The sequence below is a fragment of the Microbacterium insulae genome (genome assembly GCF_042677065.1).
GTDB classification, from domain to species: Bacteria; Actinomycetota; Actinomycetes; order Actinomycetales; family Microbacteriaceae; genus Microbacterium; species Microbacterium insulae.
In genome coordinates this window covers 317,266-334,067 of sequence record NZ_JBHTII010000001.1, presented here as the reverse complement: position 1 = coordinate 334,067, position 16,802 = coordinate 317,266, and the positions used below count along the sequence as shown (strand labels likewise).

Annotated in this window: 14 protein-coding genes; 8 read left to right on the top strand and 6 right to left on the bottom strand. The window is 71.4% G+C overall.

Annotation, left to right across the window (positions count from 1 at the left end; genetic code table 11):
* Positions 1-7: 7 nt before the first annotated feature.
* The gene (locus ACFQ0P_RS01560) at positions 8-508 is read left to right on the top strand and encodes a GtrA family protein (RefSeq protein ID WP_204979975.1); all 501 of its coding nucleotides are present in this window, start codon (positions 8-10) and stop codon (positions 506-508) included.
* A gap of 22 nt (positions 509-530) precedes the next feature.
* Here ACFQ0P_RS01560 and ACFQ0P_RS01555 read toward each other — a convergent pair whose 3' ends face one another.
* The 4 genes from ACFQ0P_RS01555 to ACFQ0P_RS01540 all read right to left on the bottom strand — a co-directional run bounded on the left by ACFQ0P_RS01555 (position 531) and on the right by ACFQ0P_RS01540 (position 6,243).
* Entirely contained in the window at positions 531-1,508 is a 978-nt protein-coding gene (locus ACFQ0P_RS01555) for a glycosyltransferase family 2 protein (protein WP_204979974.1), read from the bottom strand.
* Entirely contained in the window at positions 1,505-3,415 is a 1,911-nt protein-coding gene (locus tag ACFQ0P_RS01550) for a glycosyltransferase (RefSeq protein ID WP_204979973.1), read from the bottom strand. Before ACFQ0P_RS01550 ends, ACFQ0P_RS01555 begins: the two co-directional genes overlap by 4 nt.
* 120 nt (positions 3,416-3,535) lie before the next feature.
* Positions 3,536-4,849: an O-antigen ligase family protein gene (locus ACFQ0P_RS01545; protein WP_378771123.1), complete on the bottom strand. Its 1,314-nt coding sequence runs from the start codon at positions 4,847-4,849 to the stop codon at positions 3,536-3,538.
* Positions 4,846-6,243: an O-antigen ligase family protein gene (locus ACFQ0P_RS01540; protein ID WP_204979972.1), complete on the bottom strand. Its 1,398-nt coding sequence runs from the start codon at positions 6,241-6,243 to the stop codon at positions 4,846-4,848. Before ACFQ0P_RS01540 ends, ACFQ0P_RS01545 begins: the two co-directional genes overlap by 4 nt.
* Before the next feature lie 77 nt (positions 6,244-6,320).
* Between ACFQ0P_RS01540 and manA the strand changes: the two genes are divergently transcribed.
* The 4 genes from manA (at position 6,321) to ACFQ0P_RS01520 (ending at position 12,339) form a co-directional block, all read left to right on the top strand.
* Positions 6,321-7,484, top strand: a complete 1,164-nt coding sequence (gene manA / locus ACFQ0P_RS01535; protein WP_204979971.1) for a mannose-6-phosphate isomerase, class I — start codon at positions 6,321-6,323, stop codon at positions 7,482-7,484.
* A 170-nt stretch (positions 7,485-7,654) separates the two neighbouring features.
* Positions 7,655-7,981 (top strand): WhiB family transcriptional regulator, encoded by a 327-nt coding sequence (locus tag ACFQ0P_RS01530; RefSeq protein WP_204979970.1) that lies wholly within the window; start codon positions 7,655-7,657, stop codon positions 7,979-7,981.
* 90 nt (positions 7,982-8,071) lie between these two features.
* Entirely contained in the window at positions 8,072-10,924 is a 2,853-nt protein-coding gene (locus ACFQ0P_RS01525) for a glycosyltransferase (RefSeq protein WP_204979969.1), read from the top strand.
* The gene (locus ACFQ0P_RS01520; RefSeq protein ID WP_204979968.1) at positions 10,921-12,339 is read left to right on the top strand and encodes a DUF5719 family protein; all 1,419 of its coding nucleotides are present in this window, start codon (positions 10,921-10,923) and stop codon (positions 12,337-12,339) included. The genes ACFQ0P_RS01525 and ACFQ0P_RS01520 overlap by 4 nt, the downstream gene beginning before the upstream one ends.
* 4 nt (positions 12,340-12,343) lie before the next feature.
* On the opposite strand, the gene ACFQ0P_RS01515 is transcribed toward ACFQ0P_RS01520, so the two are convergent.
* Positions 12,344-12,784 (bottom strand): metallopeptidase family protein, encoded by a 441-nt coding sequence (locus ACFQ0P_RS01515; protein WP_204979967.1) that lies wholly within the window; start codon positions 12,782-12,784, stop codon positions 12,344-12,346.
* Positions 12,785-12,883: 99 nt separating this feature from the next.
* On the opposite strand from ACFQ0P_RS01515, the gene ACFQ0P_RS01510 reads away from it, so the two are divergent.
* Complete coding sequence (locus ACFQ0P_RS01510) at positions 12,884-13,090, top strand: DUF3499 family protein (protein WP_056121530.1); 207 nt, start codon at positions 12,884-12,886, stop codon at positions 13,088-13,090.
* Between the two features lie 53 nt (positions 13,091-13,143).
* Positions 13,144-14,613, top strand: coding sequence for an adenosylhomocysteinase (gene ahcY, locus ACFQ0P_RS01505; protein ID WP_204979966.1), 1,470 nt, complete (start codon positions 13,144-13,146; stop codon positions 14,611-14,613).
* Between the two features lie 12 nt (positions 14,614-14,625).
* On the opposite strand, the gene ACFQ0P_RS01500 is transcribed toward ahcY, so the two are convergent.
* Complete coding sequence (locus tag ACFQ0P_RS01500) at positions 14,626-15,471, bottom strand: RDD family protein (RefSeq protein ID WP_204979965.1); 846 nt, start codon at positions 15,469-15,471, stop codon at positions 14,626-14,628.
* A gap of 16 nt (positions 15,472-15,487) precedes the next feature.
* Here ACFQ0P_RS01500 and ACFQ0P_RS01495 point away from each other — a divergent pair, with 16 nt between their 5' ends.
* Positions 15,488-16,483, top strand: a complete 996-nt coding sequence (locus tag ACFQ0P_RS01495; RefSeq protein WP_204979964.1) for a stage II sporulation protein M — start codon at positions 15,488-15,490, stop codon at positions 16,481-16,483.
* The last annotated feature ends 319 nt before the right edge of the window (positions 16,484-16,802 follow it).

The window sequence follows — 16,802 nt, the reverse complement described above, 5'->3', positions numbered from 1 at the left end:
TGGCGCGATGCGCAACCTGCTCCTGGCGGTCACCCGACGGCCCGAGATCCGGTACCTCGTGTTCGGCGGGTTGAACACCGCCTTCTCGTACGGGCTCTACGCCGTGGCGCTCCTGGTGCTGGACGCGTGGGGCGTCCCCGCGGACTACGCCATCGCGATCACGTTCAGCTGGGTGGTGTCCAACCTGACGTCGTTCCTGCTCCAGCGGCGCTTCGTCTTCCGCGGATCCGGTCACCCGTTCCGTGAGTTCGTGAAGTTCACCTCGGTCACGCTGGGTTCGTTTCTCGCGAATCTCGCGCTGAGCTGGTTCTCGGCGTCCGTGCTCGGGTTCGACACCGCCGAGCAGAAGCTCGTGAGCCAGCTCGTCGTGACCGCCTTCCTCGTGGTCGTGACGTACGTCCTCCACAAGTCGTTCTCATTCCGCAAGGCCGGGGCTGCACCCTCGGGCATGGTCGCCGTCGAGGAGGACGAGGCCGACCCCGCGCAGCAGGGCGAGCCAGGACGCTGAGGAGGTCCGCCCCGACGGCGTGTCAGGCCGCGGGTCGGTCGGCGGTGGGTGCGGCAAGCGGAGGCATCGGGCTCCAGGGTGCCTTCGCGACTCTCCGTCCGTCGCGGATGCCGCGGAAGAGGTTGCTGGTACCGCGGACCTTGCGCTCGACGAAAACGAGCCGAACGAGCTCCTTGGCGAAGGTCAGACCCGACCCCAACCAGAACCGGACCGGTCGGTAGGCGCCGTGCTCCTTGAAGTAGCGCTTCATGTAGCCGCGGTTGCGCATGATGTAGTACCGGTACGCGTCACTCGAGGCGTTCAGGTGGCGGATGCCCATGTCCCACTGCCGGATCTCGCGGGTGCGCCGCAGGACGAACTCGTTCACGATGACCGCGGTGGTCTTGCGTGACGCCAGCCATCCGTAGATGGAGTCATCCCAGTAGATGAAGAATCGCGGGTCGGGCAGGCCGATCTCCGCCACGATGCTCCGGTGGATGAACATCCCCTCGAAGCATCCGCTGTTCATCTCGCGATAGCCGGAGTCGTCGAACCCGGCCGGCGCGAAGGGGATGGGGACGCCGAAAGGGATCGAGAGGCGGTACTGCCAGTAGAACTCGCTGCCGTCGTAGTCGTACCGGCGACCCTGGATGCTCTTGAACCGCGGCGCCCACTTCCCCATCTTCGCCAGGCCGTCCGGGATGACCTCGACGTCGTCGTCCATCAGCCAGATCCACTCCGCGCCGAGCTCGTACGCCAGGCGCATTCCCTCGCTGAACCCTCCGGAGCCCCCGGTGTTGGATTCCATTCGCCGGTAGACGAGCTCGGTGCCGAGGCGCTCTCGGAACGACTCGACGACGTCTCCGGTGTTGTCGACGGATGCGTTGTCGACCACGACGACGTATCCCGGGCGGGGATCCATGGTGACGACGCTCTCCAGCAACCGGGTGAGCAGCGCGGAGCGATTGTAGGTGACGATCGCGATCGCGGCACTGGCCGGATCGAACGTCTCCGCGGTCATCGCGCCCCCTCGAACGTCCGCTCCCACGCTTCGAGCGACGTCATCTCGGGGGTGGCGGCTTGGTACTGCGCCGCGAGCCGGGGCCAGTCGCGGCGGAGCCTGCGGTGCAGGCGGACGCTGTCGAGGAGCATCCTGCGGAACTTCCTGCGATCCCGCGTGTAGATGTTCTTCCCGGACCCGTCTGCCGCGCTGACCAGAGCGCTGTCGTAGATCGGCACACGCCACCAGTGCGCGTCGTTCTTGCCGAACTCGACCTCCGGCTGCGCCACGTTCTCGGGGCGGGGTGCATGGAACCAGTGAGAGACGAGCGTCGACAGCGTGAACCAACGCAGACGCAGGCCCGTCGGACTGTCGAAGTCGTGGCGGGGGCGCCGTTTGAAGACGACGCGCCCGCGCCGCGCCCGAAGGGGCACCCCCGGTTCCTTGTGCACGACGGTCTCGGGGAAGTCGGCGGCGAGCGCGCGTGCGGCCGGCATGGCGGTCGCGAGGTTCCCGCGCATGTGCGCGGGACCCGAGAGGATGTCGCGCAGAGCGCGGTGCCGCAGGGCGACTGGGTAGTACTGCATCATCATGAGGTGCTTGAGGTCCACCCGTCGGCTGTGCCGCAGGAGAGTGCCGCCGCGCGGAGCCCGGGAGTGGATGAGGCCCGCGACGATGCGGTTGCGGGCGTGGAAGTAGGCCTGCCAGTCGATCGAGTCGTCCTTGCCGACCCAGGAGACGTGCCACAGGGCGACTCCCGGCAGCGACACCGTCGGTGCGCCGTGTTCCCGGGCGCGCAGACAGTACTCGGCGTCATCCCACTTGATGAAGGCGGGGAGCGGGAGTCCGGTTTCGCGGATGACGCTGACGGGGATGAGGCACATCCACCATCCGTTGTAGTCCGCGTCGAGCCTCATGTGGAGCATCGGGGTCTGGCGGAGGTTCGCCGCGGTGAAGTCGTGCGGCAGCTTCTCCTGGTACAGGGCGCGCCACATGAAGGGCTCCTCGTCGACCACCTCGGCCCACGCGTGGAGCTTTGGCCTGTCGAGGAGATCGAACATGTGGGCGCCGACGATCGTGGGCACGGTGGCGAACTGCGCGAACACGATCGAGCGGCGTACGGATTCGGGTTCGAGCCTGACGTCGTCGTCCATGAGCTGGACGAACTCCGTTTCGGGCCGGGCGAGGCTCTCGGCCATCACCCGCGCGAAGCCACCGGACCCGCCGAGGTTGGGCTGCGTGACGATCTGAAGGGTGTCACCGAGCATGGACGACACTTCGGGGAAGTCGGGCTGGGCGTCCACGCGGCGATCGCCCTGGTCGACGATGAAGACGCGGTCGACGAGCTCCAGGACATCCGGCGACTCGGCCAGATTCTTCAGCGTCCAGACGCAGTAGTCGGGCTTGTTGTAAGTGGTGATCCCGATGGACGCCTTTCCGGAGCGCGGCGGCTCCTGCTCGGTCGTCCATGTGGCGCCGTGGAACAGGGCGTTCTTCTCGTCGGCGACGATGTCGAACCAGATGAAGCCCCCGTCGCTGAACTGGTCGAGGGTGAGGTCGAACACCGTGACGGCGGATCCGTCCACTTCGCGGGTGTCGATCCGCTGCCGGACACCCGATCCGTTGGACCGGTAGACGAGGAGGGTCGCGGGACCTTCGGTGTGCACCGTCAGGCGCACCTCGCGGACGGGAGTCCAGTGCTGCCAGTACGACGCGGGGAACGCATTGAAGTAGGTGCCGAACGAGACTCGTCGGCCGGCGACGATCCGCGCCGACGTGCGGTCGATGATGTTGCCGAGCTGTGCCCGGCTGGAGACCCGGACCGGCTCCTCGTCGATGACGGACCACGTCTCGGGGTCCACGTACAGCGGAAGGAGGTCGGGGTCGCGATCGGTCGGGAAGACGACGTTCTGGAGAATGTGGGTCACGTGGGAGCTTCCGTGTCAGCGGGCGCGTGAGGCGTCGAGCCGAGAGAGAAGCCTACCCTGCGTCGATGGGTGCGATCCTGAGTTTCGGGACAGCTAGCTCTCGCATGATGCCCCCGGCCGTCAGCCGGCGAGGTGGGGCAGACCGCCCTCGGTCCCCGGGGCGTCGATGCGTTCGCGCCACGAGCGGGACTGGCCGGCTCTCACGGCGCACAGGACGAGCATCAGCCAGCCGATGCCGACGAGCGTGAAGCTCTCGAACATCGAGTCGATGAGCAGCGTGATGAGGATGAGCGGCGTCCAGGCGTAGACGACGGAGCGCCGCTCCGATGCCGCCAGCCACGCGCGCACGAGGGCGATCGCCGCGAGGGCGACGAAGAGGCTGAGGCCCACCCATCCGAGCTGGAGGAGCACGTCGAAGTACGCGTTCAGCCCGGTCGCGTGCGAGGCATCCAGGATGAAGTTGATGTAGGCGAAGGGGTACTCCCCGGCGCTCCACGCGCCGTACCAGCCCCAGCCCTGCACGGGTTCGAACCGCACCCAGTCGACCATCACGTTCCACAGGTCGACCCGCATCGCGAAGTCCGTTCCGGCGCCCAGCCACGCGATGATCGGATGCCGCGCGAAGTACCCCGCGATCACCCCGATCACGACGATGGCACCGAGGCCCAGCTGAAGAGCGCCCCGGTGCTCCGGCCGCGTGTGCCGTACCAGTGCGAGCGCCGCGACGGCGAGCCCGACGCCGACGGCGAGGACGAGGACGGTCGGCGAGTCGCTGAAGGCCGCCAGCCCGCCGGCGAGCAGCACCGACGCCAGCGACACGCCCGTGCGCACCGACTGCGTGCGGTACTCGATGAGGAACGTGATGAGGGCGAGCACCGCGACGAACCCCAGCATGTTGCGGGTGCCGAAGATCCCCTGCACGGGCCCGAGCTCGGCGAGATTCCCCTGCACGCCCAGGAACGGGAAGGGGATGTCGAGCAGGACGCCCGAGAGCACTTCGACCCCGAGCGACACGGCGAGCAGGGTGCGCAGCACGTCGCCGAGAGCCCGGACGGTCTGGAGCGTGTCGCGCACATGACCGATGACGACGGCGAGGAACGCCACGGCGAGGGTCGTCACCCAGCTCGCGAGCGAGGTGCCCGGATCGCGGCTCCAGAAGACGCTCGCCAGCGCCCATCCGAGGAAGAGGACGACGGTGGTGGGCACCAGGCGCAGCAGCGAGATCTCACGGCGACGCGCTACGAGGATGGCGGCGCCGAGGACGCACAGGCCCGCCACGATCGACACGTACGTCACCCGCCCGGCGATCCGCTCGATGGCGAAGGAGGCGAACACGGCTCCGAACACGGTCAGCGTGTAGGCGCGCGCCAGATCGGCCGAGGACAGCAGCGCGGTGAAGCGCCCGTGCGTCCCCGAGATCTCCGGCGGGGTCACGGCGCCTGCTTCGTCGGCTCGCCGCGCTCGATGGCGAGCGTCTGCTCGGCGGGGCCCTCCCCGACGTGCGGGGACTGCTTGATCTTCGCGCCGAGCATGACCACGAACATCCAGCCCCACAGCAGCAGCGGCGTGGACTCGGCGAGACCCTGCACGAGCACGATCGCGCCGACCAGGGTCGGCAGCAGGGTGATCGGCGAATAGGGACGATCGGCGCGCAGGTCCCAGCGCGGCCGGTCGACAGCGAAGAACCACGATCTCCAGACGAAGGCGAGGTAGACGAGCGCGGTGGCGACGACGCCGACGATGCCGAGCTGCATGCGGATGTCGACCCACATGTTGTGTGCCTGCAGCACGGTCTGGCCGTGATCGATGATCCAGCCGTCGAAGGCGGGGTCCCAGGGTGCCCAGGGGGTGGCGTAGCCCCAGCCGAACCAGGGCCGCTCGGCGGCGCGCGCGAGGACGGCTTCCCAGATCTCCTCGCGTCCCGTCAGATCGGCGCTGCGCCCGAGGGCGGTGAAGATCGCATCGCGCAGGAGGAAGAGCGCGGCCAGCCCGCCGATGCCCACGACGGCGTACGCGACGTAGTACTTGGTGCGCTCGTGCGGCCGCCGGGCACGCCGCATGAGGAGCACGGTCGCCAGTACCACCACGACGCCCGCCGCGGCGACGTAGGCGGTCGCGGAGGATGCCCGGAAGAAGAGGAACGCCGAGAGGCCGATCCATCCCCACAGGAGCGTGCGCCGGGGCGCTCGCAGGGCGATGCGGATGCCGAACACGATGATCGCGAGGAGGGCGACGGGCGCGAGCAGGTTGGCGTTGCCCATGATGCCCTGCAGCCGCTCGCCGTCGAACAGGTTGTTGCGGGACCAGTACTCGATCGGATCGTCGGCTTGGCCGACGACGAAACCGGGAAGGAGGGGCGCCTGGACGAACACGGCCACCCACACCTCGAACAGGAGCGAGAGCGCCATCACCCACTTGAGGGCGGATGCCGCGGCGCGCACGAGTTCGCGCCAGGTGAGCACGCTGCCCACGAACAGCGCCTGGATCGTCGTGATCCACAGCAGGAGAAGGGTCAGCGCGGTGGTCTGCGGCCACGCGGACCACAGCAGCGACAGCGTCGCGAGCGCGACGAAGGCGACCACGAACCAGGGCAGGCGGCGCCACTGGAAGGGCGGGCGGACCACGATCCACAGGATCACCGAGAGAACGCCGCCGGCGATCGTGATCGCCGCCGCGATCGGCTCCCCGAACGCATGCACCCAGGCCGTGCCGGACAGCGCCATGAACATCACGAAGATGCACCACCCGCGCAGCATCAGGTGGCCCGTCTTCTCACGGACCGGGGGCGCGGGCGGCGCCGATGCCGGGTGCTTCGAGTGGACGGCCATCGCACACAGATTACCCCCGGCATCCGGGCGATCCCCGTGGGCCGGGGCCGCCCCGTCGACGGCTCTACGCTGGACGCATGCTCCTCCCGCTGACGAACGAGCCGCGCGACTACGCGTGGGGCTCCACGACCCTCATCGCTGCGCTCCAGGGACGCGCACCGGCCGATCGGCCCGAGGCCGAGGTCTGGTTCGGCGACCACCCGGGCGATCCGTCGATCACGCCGGACGCCCGCCCGCTCGACACGTGGCTCGCGCAGGAGGGCGCGGCGGCGGGGGTGGAGGGATCGCTGCCGTACCTGCTGAAGCTGCTGGCCGCAGCATCCCCCCTCTCCATCCAGGCCCACCCGACCCGCGCGCAGGCGGAAGCGGGCTTCGCGCGGGAGGAGGCGGCCGGCGTCGGGCTCGACGCTCCGCACCGCATCTATCGCGACCGCAACCACAAGCCGGAGCTCATCGTGGCACTCAGCGACGAGTTCCACGCGCTCGCGGGCCTGCGCGAGCCCGCGGACGGCGCACGGCTGGCCGAGGCCATGGGTGCGAGCGGACTCGCCGGACGGCTGTCCGCACCGGATGCCTCGATCGCCGATGTGATCGCCTGGGTGCTCTCGGCGTCCGCGCGCGACGAGGTGCGTGAGCTGACCCGACGGGCCGCGGCGGCCCGCTCCGAGGAGTTCGCGGCCGATTTCGCGCTCGCGCGCGCACTGGAGGAGCAGTATCCGGGGGATCCGGGGATCATCGTCGCGCTGCTGATGAACCGCATCACCCTGCGGCGCGGCGAGGGGCTGTTCGTCCCCGCCGGCGTGCTCCACGCATATCTGGACGGTCTGGGCGTGGAGATCATGGCCGCGAGCGACAACGTGCTGCGCGGCGGACTCACCCCGAAGCACATCGACGTCGACGAGCTCCTGGAGGTGCTGGACGCGCGCACCGGACGGCCCGCAGCGCTGCGCCCGCGCCCGGTGGCGCCCGGCGTGGAGCAGTACGACGTCCCGGTGGGCGACTTCTCGCTGCGCCGCGTGGCGGCCGAGCAGGGGGCGGTGCTCCCCGTCGGCGGTGCCTCCATCGTGCTCTCCACCGACGGAGAAGCGGACGTGACCGGGGTCCGCAGCGGCGGAACCGTGCGCCTCGGTCCGGGCGAGGCGGTGCTGGTCACACCCGACGAGGCGGAGGTCCGCGTGTCGGGTGATGGTGAGGTCTTCATCGCCGGACCGGGAGTGGCTGAGGGCGTCGGCGCGGAGTGAGGGACTTCTCATCGGACCGTTATCGCAAGGGGATGCCGGTCGGCGAGTCGCGAAGGTTCAAGACGGACTTGAGCCTTTAGTATCTGCGACTTGACCTCGGGGAACTACACGAGTGTAATTACTCCCAACACGCACACCGCGTGCAGGGGGATCCCCGGGGGGAGAACGAGATGACGGCTTCGCACTACCGTTCCGCCGTTCCCGACAACTGGTTCGTCGATCCGGTACAGCTCGGGGTTCCGGGCGTGCGGCGTCCGGTCGACGGCGAGGACGACAATCCGCTTTCGTGGCAGACCGACGCCCTGTGCTCCCAGACCGATCCCGAGGCGTTCTTCCCCGAGAAGGGCGGCTCCACGCGCGACGCGAAGCGCGTGTGCGGGTCGTGCGACGTTCGCGGCGAATGCCTCGAGTACGCGCTCCAGAACGACGAGCGCTTCGGCATCTGGGGCGGGCTCAGCGAGCGCGAGCGGCGCAAGCTGAAGCGTCGCGCCGGCTGAGCGCCGGGTTTCGATTCCCGCGCGGCGACGTTGCGACGCGCGGCGCGTACGACCGGGCCGCGCCGGGATGCCGCCTAGGCTGACCACGTCATGCCCGCCCGAGTACACGCCATCCTCGTCGTGCGTCCCGATGGTCGCACGCCGGCGGCCTACCATCTGCGTCGCACGCTGGCGGCGATCGACGAGCAGACGCGGCCGGTGGACGTTCTCACGATCGTCCTGTGCGGCGGGGACACGGCGCTCGAGGAACTGGCCGGGTCGTCGTCGGCCGAGTCCGTCGTGCAGGCACCGGCCTCGACCGGATACGCCGCAGCGGTGGCGTTGGTGAGCCCGCGCCTGGACGGCGATGCCGTCTGGCTGCTCGCGCAGGACACCGCCCCGGAGCGCGAGGCCCTCGCGCGTCTCAGCGGGGTCCTCGAGGTCTCGCCGTCCGCCGCATTCGCCGCGCCGAAGCTCGTGCGCTGGGACGACCGCTCCGAGATCGTGTCCCTCGGCGTGGGGATGACCCGGTTCGGGCGCTCGGTCGGCCTCGCCGACGGCGAGCTGGACCAGGGGCAGCACGACGGGCGCACGGATGTGCTGGGCACCGATGTGCGCGGCATCCTCGTGCGCGCCTCCGCGTGGAGCGAGCTCGGCGGGCTCGACCCGGCACTTCACGGTGCCGACGAGGGCCTCGACCTCGGCGTGAGGGCCCGACTCGCCGGTGCGCGCGTCGCCCTCGCCCCGACCGCGATCGTCGCGACGGCCGGCGACGGCGTCGCCGGCCTCCCGGCTCCGCTGACACCGCATCGTCGTCGCCGCCGAGCCTTCTCGTCTCGGGTGGCGCAGCTGCACCGTCGCCTCGCCTACGCTCCGGCCGCCGCCGTCGTCCTGCACTGGCTCGCGATCCTCCCGCTCGCCGCGTGGCGCACCGTCGCCGACCTCGTCCGCAAGGAGCCCGGCAGCATCCTTCCCGAGTGGGGCGCCGCATTCGTCGCCCTGCTGCGCCCCGTCGCCGTCGCGCGCAGCCGCAGGCGCCTGGCGGGGGCCAAGCGCACGTCGTGGGCTCAGCTCGCCCCGCTGCGGACGAGCGGTACCGAGCTCCGCGAGCAGTTCGGCGACGAGTCGGGGGATGCCTTCATCAGCGCCCCGCGACGATCCGAGCTGCGGTTCTTCTCGGGCGGCGGCGCATGGCTCGTGCTCGGAGCGCTCGTCGTCTCGATCGCGGCGTTCCCCGCGCTCCTGGCCTGGCCGACGCTCGGCGGCGGCGCGCTCCAGCCGCTGCGGACGACCGTCTCGCAGCTGTGGGCCGATGCCGCGTTCGGCCAGCGCGCGCTCGGCCTCGACACGGTCGGTCCCGCCGACCCGTTCTCGAGCGTGATCGCCCTGATCGGGTCGCTCTCGCCGTGGGAGCCGTCCCGCGCCATCGTCGTGCTGTGGGTCCTCGCGCTCCCGCTCGCCGCGCTGGGCGGCTGGTTCGCCGCGACGCGCGTGACCGAGCGCTCGCTGCTGCGCGCGATGGTCGGCGTGCTCTGGGCCCTGTCACCCGCGCTGCTCGCCGCGCTCACGCAGGGACGCCCTTCGGCCGTGATCGCCCACCTGCTCCTGCCGTGGCTGTTCCTCGCCGGCTCGGTCGCGCACCGTTCGTGGGCAGGTGCCGGTGCCGCCTCGCTGCTGTTCGCGGCGACCGTCGCGGCTGCGCCGTCACTCGCGCCCGCGCTGCTCGTGGCGGTCGTCGGCGCGATCGTGGTCGCGGTGATCGTGCGGGCGGGGCGCGGCGTCGTGCGTCTGCTGTGGGTCCTCATCCCGGCGGCGGTGGTGTTCGCCCCTCTCGTATGGAGCGCCGTGCGCCGCGGAGAGGTGTGGGGTCTCGTCTCCGACCCGGGCGTGCCGTGGGCGGGCCCCCAGGTCGGTGCGGACGCGTCCGGACGCGCCCTTCTCGCCGCCGGCATCCCGACGCCCGACGTCGCGGGGTGGACGACGGTGCTGCCCGACGGACCGATCTGGTGGGTGCCGCTCCTCGCCGCCCCGGTCGCCCTGCTCGCGCTGGCCGCGCCGCTGACGCAGCGGTGGGCCGCGGGCATCGCGCTCCTCGTTGTGACGGGCCTCGGCCTTGCGACCGCGTTCGCGGCGGTGGGGATCTCCGTCTCGTTCGAGCAGTCGCTGCCGGTGACCGTGTGGCCCGGAAACGGCCTGAGCCTGGCGTGGCTCGGTGCGATCGGCGCCGCGGCGGTCGCCCTCGACGCCGGGCTGGCGCCGCGGATGACCCTGCTGCGGGGCGCCGCCGCCGCCGTCGCCCTCGCCGCGGTAGCGGTGCTCGCGCTCCCGTCGCTCACCGCCACGGCGCGCGGCGCCGCGGGGCTCGAGAACGGTCCTGAATCGACCCTCCCGGCGTACGTGGCGGCGGAGGGCGACGACGACGCCGACGTCGGCACGATCGTGCTCACCCCGCAGAACTCCGGAGGGGTCGCGGCGCAGGTCGTGTGGGGTGGCAGCGAGACGATCGGCGGGCAGACCACGATCCTCTCCACGCGCGCGGAACCCGATCCGCAGGCGGTCGAGCTCTCCGAGCTGGCCGCGGATCTCGTCACCTCGTCGGCCGAAGACGTCGTCGCCCGTCTCGCCGCGCACGGCATCGCATTCGTGCTCGTGGCGCCGGCGGCCGAGCCCGAGTCCGACGCGGCGCGCACGATGCGGCTGTCGGCGGTGACCTCGCTCGATCAGCGCGACAGCCTCGATGCGGTGGGGGAGACGACCAAGGGCGCGCTGTGGCGCGTGACGACCGATGTGGCCGACCGGCCGGGGGTCGCGGCATCCGTCCACGCCACCGCAGCGCTCGTCTTCGCCGTGCAGGCCGCCGTGCTCGCCGCCGCCCTGCTGCTCGCCGTCCCGACGGCGGCATCGCGCCGCGAAGCGCGACTGATGCCGCGCGTGGTCGGACCCCACTGGCAGGAGGGCCGATGAGCGATCGACGCGTGTTCCGCTGGGCCACGACCAGCACCCGCCTGCTCGCCGGCACGCTGGCGGCCACGGGCGCGGTCGTCGCGGTGGTGACCGCCGTGACGATCCCGTGGCCCGGGGTCGTGCGGGAGCCCGCCGCACTGTCGGTCGTGCCCGCACCGGCCGCGTCGGTCGTCGCGTGCGACGGGCCGCTGCTCTCGCTGGGGCGTGACGTGACGCAGGCCGGCGGACTGACGGTGGCGGCCACCCAGCAGGTCACGAGCGGCGTGTCCGAGGGGGCCGCGGCGCCCGGGCAGTCCGCGGTCATTCCTGACGGCCGATCGACTCCCGACGGTCCGGCCGTGTTCACCGCGCCGCCGGTCGACCGGCAGCGGGTGGATGTCGCCGCCGCCGGCTCGTCGACGGTAACGGCCGAGGACCTCAGCGGGTTCGCGGCCTCGGCCTGCCGTCCGCCCCTGCTGGAGTCGTGGCTCGTCGGCGGCTCCGGGGAGACGGGAGCGGCAGACCTCGTGCTGCTGTCGAATCCCGGCGTCGTCCCGGCGACGGTGCAGCTGACGGTGTTCGGCTCGGCGGGGGAGCAGAACCCGCCGGGGGGCGCCGACATCGTGATCCCCGCCGGAACGCAGCGCGTCATCCCGCTCGCCGGCCTCGTGCTCGGCGAGGCGAGCCCCGTCGTGCGGGTGTCGGCCTCCGGCGCTCCCGTGCACGCCTCCCTGCAGACGAGCATCACCCGCACACTCGTGCCCGGCGGCGTCGACCAGGTCGACCCGATCCGCGAACCGCAGGCGACGCAGGTCATCACGGGGGTCGCCGTCACCCGAAGCCCCGGCGCGGACGGCGCCTCGGACGTCGCGACCGCGCTGCGGCTGCTGTCTCCCTCGGCCGACACGTCGGCGTCGGTGACGGTGACGCCGGTCGGACGCGACCAGCCGGCCCTCGCGCCGCAGGACGTCCCGCTCGTCGCGGGAGAGCCGATCGAGGTCGACCTCGGAGGGCTCCCGATCGGCTCGTACACGGTGCGCGTCGAGGCGGGCGAGCCGGTGGTGGCGGCCGTGTGGCAGGCCACCGGATTCGGCGCGGGCGACGACTTCGCTTGGTACACGCCGGCCCCCCTCGTCTCCGTGCCGAGCCTCTTCGCCGCCCCGAGCGGCCCTGCTCCGGTGCTCACGGTCATCAATCCGGCGTCCGAGCCGGCGGACGTGGTCGTGGTCTCGGCCGACGGGGCATTCCGCCTCGAGGTGTCGGTGCCCGCCGCGGCGAGCGTGACCGCGCGGCTGTCGTCCAACACCGTCTACCTGCTCGACCCCGGTGACGGCGAGGTGCGCGCGGGCCTGTCTCTTACGGGCGACGGGGCGCTCGCCGGCATGCCGGTGTGGTCGGCGGATGCCGCGACCCCGCCGATCGTGGTCTACCCGTAGCGGCTCAGAAGAAGCGGAACCGCTCGGGGCCGAGGTCCCACGGATCGCGATCGAGGTACTCGGCGGCGGCGCGGAACACGCAGCTCTCGATCATCATCCGGCGGTGCAGGTCGTCGGTGCGGTGGAGTCTGCTCAGCCGCTCGACGGGCAGCCGGTAGACGATGATCCGGTGCGAGTCGCGCAGTACCGTCCACCGGGGGATGCCGTCGTCGTCGGAGGCCGCGGGCATGTCGGCGATCTCGAAGCTCACGTCGCGCAGCTCCGGCCACGCGGAGCGCAGGAACTCCGCCGCCGTGCCCACGGCGAGGTCGAATCGGTCGATCCGCGTATCCAGCGGGGGAAGGGGCGGGCGCACCACCGGGCTGCGGTCCTCGCGCCCGTGGCGTCCGTGCCGGGAGAGCCGCCGGGACGGCGCTGGGGTGCTCCGGGTTCGCCGCCACGCCATGCACCCATCCTAGGCGCCGGTCGTCGCCGCGAACCGGATCGGCGTCGTCGGGGCGCGGCATCCCCTCATCGCCCGGAGGGCGGGGCTAGGGTCGAGGCGATGCGCGAGAGACTCTGCTCCAAGGTGGGATGCGCCCGCGAGGCCGTCACGACGCTGACCTACGACTACGGCGATCAGATGGCGGCCCTCGGACCGCTCGGCGGAGGGACAGATCCGCACGCGCACGACCTGTGTGCGATCCACACTGACCGGCTGTCGGTGCCGAAGGGGTGGGTCGTCGTGCGGCACGAGACGCTGCGCGTCTGACAGCCGGATGCCGCGGCCCGCCGCCGCTCTCTGCCGGGTGCGAGAATGGGCGCATGCCCACGGAATCCACCGCCGCCGTCCGTTCGCTCGAGTTCGAGGTCGCCGACCTGACCCTGGCCGAGGCGGGGCGTCATCAGCTCCGGCTGGCCGAGAACGAGATGCCGGGCCTCATGGCCCTGCGCGAGGAGTTCGGTCCCCTCCAGCCGCTGCGCGGCGCCCGCATCGCGGGGTCGCTGCACATGACGGTGCAGACCGCGGTGCTGATCGAGACGCTCGTGGCTCTCGGCGCGCAGGTGCGCTGGGCGAGCTGCAACATCTTCTCCACGCAGGACGAGGCGGCGGCCGCCGTCGTGGTGGGTCCGACGGGCACCGTCGATGCGCCCGCCGGTGTCCCGGTCTTCGCGTGGAAGGGCGAGACCCTCGAGGAGTACTGGCGGCTCGCCGACCGCATCTTCGACTGGTCGGCCGAAGGGGCCGACGGCCCGAACCTGATCCTCGACGACGGCGGCGACGCGACCCTGCTCGTCCACAAGGGGGTCGAGTTCGAGGCCGCGGGGGCGGTTCCGGATGCCGCGGCATCCGATTCCGCGGAGTACCGGATCGTGCTCGACACGCTGCGTGAGAGTCTCGCGCGCGATCCGCAGCGGTTCACGCGCCTGGCCGAAGGGCTCGTCGGCGTGACCGAGGAGACGACGACCGGTGTCCACCGGCTGTACGAGCTCGCGGCATCCGGTCGCCTGCTGTTCCCCGCGATCAACGTGAACGACTCGGTCACGAAGTCGAAGTTCGACAACGTCTACGGCATCCGCCATTCGCTGCCCGACGGGCTCAACCGCGCCACCGACGTGCTCATCGGCGGCAAGGTCGCCTTCGTCGCCGGCTACGGCGATGTCGGCAAGGGCGCGGCGGAGGCGCTGCGCGGTCAGGGCGCGCGCGTCATCGTGGGCGAGGTGGACCCGATCTGCGCGCTCCAGGCTGCGATGGACGGCTTCCAGGTCGCACGCCTCGAGACCGTCCTCGAGCAGATCGACATCGTCGTGACGGGCACGGGCAACACGCGGGTGGTGACGCCCGAGCACCTCCTCGGTCTCAAGCACCTCGCGATCGTCGCCAACGTCGGCCACTTCGACGACGAGATCGACATGGCGGGTCTGGCCGCGATCCCCGGCGCCGAGCGGGTCGAGATCAAGCCGCAGGTGCACGAGTGGCGTCTTCCGACCGGCCGCAGCGTGCTCGTGCTGAGCGAGGGCCGGCTCATGAACCTCGGCAACGCCACCGGGCACCCGTCGTTCGTCATGAGCGCGTCGTTCACGAATCAGGTGCTCGCGCAGATCGAGCTGTTCACTCGGCGCGAGGAGTACCCGATCGGCGTGCACACGCTGCCCAAGGCGCTCGACGAGAAGGTCGCCCGGCTTCACCTGCCCGCACTCGGGGTCGAACTCACGACGCTCACGCCCGAGCAGGCCGAGTACATCGGTGTGCCGGTCGAGGGCCCTTACAAGCTCGACCACTACCGGTACTGAGGGGCGGCGCGGTCAGCGCTGCGGGAATCCGCGCGGCACGGCCGCGACTGCGCCGGTGAGATTATCGACGCGGGCGGCCTCGAGCTGCAGGGCGCGCAGCTCCCGCTGGCGCCGCACGGCCACGACGGCGCGGATGAGCGTCTCGGGGTCGGCGGCGGGCACCGGCGACACGTGACGGGCGGCCTCCTGGGCGAGGGATGCTGCGACCCGCGCGCGGGCTGCGGGCTCCATGTTCGGCGCCGAGGACGCGAACTGGGCGAGGCGACGGGAGAGGCGCTCCGGAAGCCGGCCGACGTCGGCCACCGCCGCCCACTCGAGAAGCGGCGGGGGGACGGAGAAGTCCGCGGCAGGCAGTCGCGGGGTCCGAGTGCGCTCGGAGTAGGTGCCCGCCATCAGGTCGCCGAGGCGCTGCGAGCGCGGGGTGAAGGCGCCGACGAGAGCCGCGACGGCGCCGAGGGTGAACCACAGCTCGAAGACGCCGACGAGCGCGCGGATGAACGCGTGCCGGAACCCGGTCGCTCCGCCGTCGGTGCGCACGATGCGCCCGCCTACGGCGAGCTTGCCGATGCTGCGGCCGCGGCTGAGCGTCTCGACCACCGTGGGAATCGCCACCAGCACGAGCACGAGCACGGCGATCGTGGCGATCGTCAGGGTGGATTCGTCCACGGCGCCGATCGCGATGAGCCACGTGACGAGCAGCACGTAGAGGAACAGCAGGACGACGCCGATGAGCATGTCGATGAAGACCCCGAGCGCCCGCAGGAAGTAGCCGACGGGCTGCACGTCGAGGGCGACGGCCTCACCGGTGAGGATCTCGTCCTGGTGGATGTCGATGATCGAGGCGCGGCCGTCCGGCATGGGTACAGTGAAGCACATGGATCTCGACGCCCTGTCCGCTGCGCGACAGGCCGAGTGGGCGCGACTCGACGAGCTCAGCCGCACGCGGCGGCTCACCGGCGCCGAGGTCGACGAGCTCGTCGATCGCTACCGCGCAGCGTCGGCGGATCTGGCGGATGCGAAGACCTCCGCGGGTCGCAGCATCCACGGTGACCACATCTCCACGATGCTCGCCCGCGCGCGCCTGCGCCTCACCGGCGCCCCCGAGAACGTGCTGCGCAAAGTGCCCCGGTTCTTCGCCCTCCAGCTGCCGGCGGCCCTGTACCGGCTGCGCTGGGCCACGCTCGTCATCGCCGTCGGCTTCGTGCTCGTCGGAACCGTCGTGGCCCTGTGGGTGTCGGGCGACGATGCGCTCGTCGCCGCCCTCGGGAGCCGCTGGCAGCTCGAGCAGTACGCCGAGAACGAGTTCACCGACTACTACAGCGAGAACCACCCGGCCGCCTTCGCGGGGACGGTGTGGTCCAACAACGCGTGGATCGCGCTGCAGTGCGTGCTGTTCGGCATCACCGGGTTCTGGCCGATCATGGTGCTCGTGCAGAATGCGGTCGGCGTGGGCACCGCGGCCGCCGTCATGATCGAGTTCGGCCGCGGCGACGTCTTCCTCCTCTACATCGCGCCGCACGGCCTGCTCGAGCTCACGAGCCTCTTCGTCGCCGCCGCCGCCGGGCTCGCGATCTTCTGGGCCTGGGTCGCGCCCGGTCGCCGCACCCGCGGCGAGGCGCTCGCTGCCGCCGGCCGCTCGCTCGCGACCGTCGCGATCGGCATGGTGTTCGCCCTCGCGCTCTCGGGCGTCATCGAGGGCTTCGTCACCGCGCAGCCGTGGCCGTGGCCGCTCAAGATCGGGATTGGGGCGGCGGCACTGGCGCTGTTCCTTTTCTACATGATCGTCGTGGGCGGCCGCGCCTACCGCCGCGGCGAGACCGGCGACCTCACCGAGTACGAGGCCGGCACGCCCACCCTCACGGCGGGGTGAGCAGGCGCCATTCCCCTCGGCTGAGCACTGATCGGCGCCGCTATGGCACGTCTTCCGAGACCCGCGTGCTGTGGGGAGCAGGCGCCTCGCGGAGCGCGGTCTCCCGAACTCGTCGGCCGTGAGCCAGCGTAAGCAGGAACTTTCTCCACCAAGGCTCGCCCCTGAGAAGCGGTCTATGGGAGTAGCGGCGAACGTTTGCAATAACCGCACCCGCCCCGACCGTGACCACGTAAAGCGGGACTGCGCCGGGAGCTTGGGGCATCTGGGTGATCGCGAGAAGTACGAACGCAGCCGTGACCCTCCACCGCCTGGATGCAGA